Origin of the sequence: Microbulbifer discodermiae, from assembly GCF_040742695.1 — a bacterium.
In the GTDB taxonomy this organism is placed as follows: domain Bacteria; phylum Pseudomonadota; class Gammaproteobacteria; order Pseudomonadales; family Cellvibrionaceae; genus Microbulbifer.
In genome coordinates this window covers 1-3,784 of record NZ_JBFLAB010000122.1, presented here as the reverse complement: position 1 = coordinate 3,784, position 3,784 = coordinate 1, and the positions used below count along the sequence as shown (strand labels likewise).

Annotated in this window: 4 protein-coding genes and 2 pseudogenes; 3 read left to right on the top strand and 3 right to left on the bottom strand. The window is 49.5% G+C overall.

Annotated features, from left to right (window positions below; all coding sequences use genetic code 11):
• Nucleotides 1-179: 179 nt before the first annotated feature.
• The gene (locus tag AB1S50_RS19150) at nt 180-1,151 is read right to left on the bottom strand and encodes a chromate resistance protein ChrB domain-containing protein (RefSeq protein ID WP_367152834.1); all 972 of its coding nucleotides are present in this window, start codon (nt 1,149-1,151) and stop codon (nt 180-182) included.
• A gap of 467 nt (nt 1,152-1,618) precedes the next feature.
• On the opposite strand from AB1S50_RS19150, the gene AB1S50_RS19145 reads away from it, so the two are divergent.
• Nucleotides 1,619-1,957, top strand: a complete 339-nt coding sequence (locus AB1S50_RS19145; RefSeq protein WP_367152833.1) for a terminase small subunit — start codon at nt 1,619-1,621, stop codon at nt 1,955-1,957.
• On the opposite strand, the gene AB1S50_RS19140 is transcribed toward AB1S50_RS19145, so the two are convergent.
• The gene (locus AB1S50_RS19140) at nt 1,921-2,571 is read right to left on the bottom strand and encodes a hypothetical protein (protein ID WP_367152836.1); all 651 of its coding nucleotides are present in this window, start codon (nt 2,569-2,571) and stop codon (nt 1,921-1,923) included. The two genes, AB1S50_RS19145 and AB1S50_RS19140, sit on opposite strands and share 37 nt — an antisense overlap.
• 176 nt (nt 2,572-2,747) lie before the next feature.
• On the opposite strand from AB1S50_RS19140, the pseudogene AB1S50_RS19135 reads away from it, so the two are divergent.
• A pseudogene (locus AB1S50_RS19135) lies at nt 2,748-3,056 on the top strand (transposase); the annotation flags it as partial.
• A 78-nt stretch (nt 3,057-3,134) separates the two neighbouring features.
• Here AB1S50_RS19135 and AB1S50_RS19130 read toward each other — a convergent pair.
• Nucleotides 3,135-3,320, bottom strand: coding sequence for a hypothetical protein (locus tag AB1S50_RS19130; protein ID WP_367152831.1), 186 nt, complete (start codon nt 3,318-3,320; stop codon nt 3,135-3,137).
• Between the two features lie 204 nt (nt 3,321-3,524).
• Here AB1S50_RS19130 and AB1S50_RS19125 point away from each other — a divergent pair.
• A pseudogene (locus tag AB1S50_RS19125) lies at nt 3,525-3,644 on the top strand (transposase); the annotation flags it as partial.
• Nucleotides 3,645-3,784: the final 140 nt, after the last annotated feature.

Genomic DNA, 3,784 nt, shown 5'->3' with positions numbered 1-3,784 from the left:
ATAGTCCGTCTTGAAGGCGGGGAAAGCTCGCCACCAAGGCCCGTAAGGGTAAAAAATGGCCTTAAATCGTCTATTTGGGCCGAGAATTGCGGATTCAAACGATTACCGTGTTTGAATCTGGCTGAAAATCAACAGCCTGCTAGAAGTTCACCGCTGGCTCTTGTCGTTCAAATTCCCGCCTATAGTGCGCGACTTGCCATCGAGGCAATATGAGTGGAAAGCTGTGCCTGCGCCTCCTTATTGCTCAATGCCTTGCTGCCGGCAGTGGGCAGGCCACTGGATACCCAGCCTTTGATACCGTAGGGCTTGAGGATGACAGATTGTTGAATGCCAGCTTGTTTTATGGCCTTTGCCATTTCGAAGCCGCGGAAGTCTTTTACGCAGTAGCTCACCACATAATCCGCGCCTTTCAGACGCTGGATCGCCTCTGAATCGAGATCGCGCAACGTAATGTTGTGCGCACCGGGAATATGGCTTTCCTCGAACTCGCCCGGCTCGCGCACATCCACAAATTCGACCCGCTTTCCGCGGTATATTTCCGTAAGCAGATGGGAGATGGAAACTTCGGCTATTAGGGAGGCGGAAGCCGGCGATAGCGGACTGCTACAGTCGATATGCAAATCTTCAAATGCAAGGGAGACGCCCGCCTGGAGGTTGTTGCGCAGGGCCCGGTAAACACTGTCGAAAAAGGTAAGATAACAGTCCGGCGCAACGGCATCGCGCCGATGCCGCAACTGCAGTTCCCGGTAGCCGTGTTCCACTACCGCTGATTCAGCAGTTTTGTTGTGCGCCCAAAAATTGACCTCTATATCGTGGACTATGTCGGCCAGTTTCTGCAGCGCGGGGTCATCCAGGGAATAGGATTCCAGCGCAACTTCAAAACCCGACCGGTTACCCTGACGGCGAATAGGAGAATCAGGGAGGTCAAAAAGACGGCCTGAAGGGAGGGGTTGCCCCGGCTCAACGATCAGCAACCCGGCTTGCGGCTCGATCCTGCGACTCAATAACCACGCCGTGGCCCACTTGTCCGGTCCCAAGCCATACTCGGTAACGAAGGGTTCTGGATGCTTTGCCTGCTCCGGGGTGCAACCGGCAAAGGTGAGAATTACGAACGCCGCGAATACATGCGGTAATTTCCTTGCTAGTGGCATTCCTTGCCTTTCCTTAATTGCAAAAATTGTTTACTGCAAGATCCGCCACTGGTCTTGACCGGCACTTGCAGCGATAGCTATACCCTTTTTATTTCCACCTGAGGCTTTTATCACAATGGCAGCGGGTTAATCAATCAGAAGGATATTCAAAAATGTGAACAAAGTCACAAAGCAGATATTCTGTCAAATTCCATCGATAACTGTTTCAGCGCAGCAACGCTCCGCTGATAAATTGAACTGGGGACGGGTTACTCTAGCGTCTGCAGGTGGGCCTTGGTGGGATAGTCTTTTCAGTCGCACCCCCGTACCAGGTTTAACTGAGGTATATCCAAAGCGGGTGCCAGAGGGACAGACTTTCTCAGTAAGCCGAAACCGTGAGCGTGGCTATTGATGAAGATGATACTGGTAGCGAATGAACCTCAACAGACTGAGATGCTCTAGAAGCACGCGAGAGGTGTACTTGAGCCATGGCACTGAACGATAAGCAAAAGGCGTACGTCGCCGAATACCTGATTGATCTAAACGCCACAGAGTCGACAATCCGGGCCAGGTACAGTGGAGAGAATGCGAAATCACAAGGCCAGCGCATGTTGCCAAATGTTGACATTGAAAGCGTCATAGCGGAAGCGCAGCAAGAGCGCTCAGAGCGCGCCCAGATCGGTGCTGATTATGTGAGCAGGCTGCATCCAGGCCATAGGTGTATTTCGGGCACACGAGAAGTTTGCGACAGAACCAAAGGAGGGCCCGAAGGCCCCCCAGATGGGTGCTGTTACTCTAAACGAGTCAGACTTTCGCCAGTATTATAGTAGCCCCATTGGAAGGTTACAGCGCTGGGTTTGCTCCAGTCGCCCGTCATATCTAGGAAGGATTTGGTTTTTATGTTGCCGCTCGGAAACACCGATGTAACCTCAACGGATTGGAGGAGCCTTTGCGTATCGTGGCTAGGGTAGTGGTGCCTATTAAACCCGGCAATGTTGAGCTGGTAATAAACGTGCTTGGCCACAGAGAAATGCGTGTTTCCGTTATGCTGTACTCGTTCTAAAAAAACAGAATCTGCGGGACATTCATCCCCCCACGGCGTAGAGTAATTGCTTACTGGTATTAGATTGGTGTCTTCCAGGGTAACTCGGAATTTTGTAGGGCTAACGGGGTCTGTGTACTTAGCGTCCACGAATACACTCCCCGAAGAAGAACCCCGAGCTTTAACTCGAATCCTACTAACGTGGAGGCTACTGTCTTCGGAATAATCTAAAACGCCGTCTACTGATAGCTCGCATTTTGAGTCTACATTTTGGAGGAAATCCTCGGCCTGCAGTCTGACGTTCCACAAGTTCATATCCTCAAAAGAGGACGAAGTAGCAGAAGAAATAGAGCCAAGGGAGACGGCAACCGCGAAAGCTAAACTTAATACTGATTTCATAATTTAAAATCCCTATATAAATTTATTATTCCCAATAAAATTGTTACTTCTCTTAACGGTTTCCATTCTGGTAATCGGTATATCTCCTCCTTCTATATGGTAGTGTTTAGAATTTTGTGTCATTTCTTTATCATTAGCAAAAAAGAGATAACCTGCAGCCAAACCATAGCTTCGATATGGATGCAGTTGTCAAGGCGCTGCGTGAGGGCAAAGATGACATCGTGACGCCTCTGATCAAACAGCTTACTGAAGTAGCCATGAGCGCGGAGCTGTAGGAACACCTCGCGGGCGAGGACAAACCCAATCGCAAAAATAGCCGTGCATCCAAGACAATGAAAAACCCGACGGGCAGCTTCGAACTACAAACACCGGGGGATCGCGCTGGAACCTGCGAGCCACAGATCGTCAGGAAGCATCAAGCCCAGCTTATCGACGAGTTGGAGCGCACGATTATCGCCCTGGGCAACCGCTATCAGGACATTCGCACGCAACGCCCGCCGCAAAGGCAAGCAGCTTATTGCGAACCCATAGCGTGAAGCAAGCTTATGTGTCGGTGCTTGTTATTAGTTGCGTAAATTCGCATCAGCAACGCCTGAAGTAATTAATGCGTAGATGGAACCACCCAACAGAAATAGTGTTGGGATCATTGTATGCGAAATAAGTCCAACTTTTGAAGTTTCTTTCAATTTTTTAATGCCGCTACTTGTGTAAATTAGTGCCAAGAAGATCCCTGCAGCGTCAATTGCCAAATGAGTTTGATATCCTGGTTTTAGCAGGTTGTCTACATTAAGTCTGATAAAATTTTCGTATGGAGATATCAAAATCGCAGTTTAAAATCATCGAACACTTACTTCCAGTTCAACGAGGCAACATAAAAATACCTAATATACAGTGGGGTAGCCTGATTTCTCCGGACAGTCCCGATTGTTACCATAGGCAATTGGGAGTATGTAATGACTATGAGAAAGACTTATTCAATAGAGTTTCGTTCAGCGGCCGTAAAGCTGGTCCTTGAGCAGGGCTTGACGCAGGCGGAGGCGGCCCGGAGGTTGGGTATCTCCAAAGGCACCCTAGTGGGCCATGCGGTTAATTAGGTAACACATTTTTGGCTCGCTGCACTGAAGCCAGTACCGTGTCGGCGCTCTTTGTCCATTTAAATGGTTTGGCAAGATCGCGGTTATGAACACGAATAAATCGCTGCAGCTCGGCCTTC

Bases quoted from the DNA above. Each gene is read 5' to 3' on its own strand.
- AB1S50_RS19150 (WP_367152834.1), bottom strand. From the start codon at position 1,151: ATGCCACTAGCAAGGAAATTACCGCATGTATTCGCGGCGTTCGTAATT.
- AB1S50_RS19145 (WP_367152833.1), top strand. From the start codon at position 1,619: ATGGCACTGAACGATAAGCAAAAGGCGTACGTCGCCGAATACCTGATT.
- AB1S50_RS19140 (WP_367152836.1), bottom strand. From the start codon at position 2,571: ATGAAATCAGTATTAAGTTTAGCTTTCGCGGTTGCCGTCTCCCTTGGC.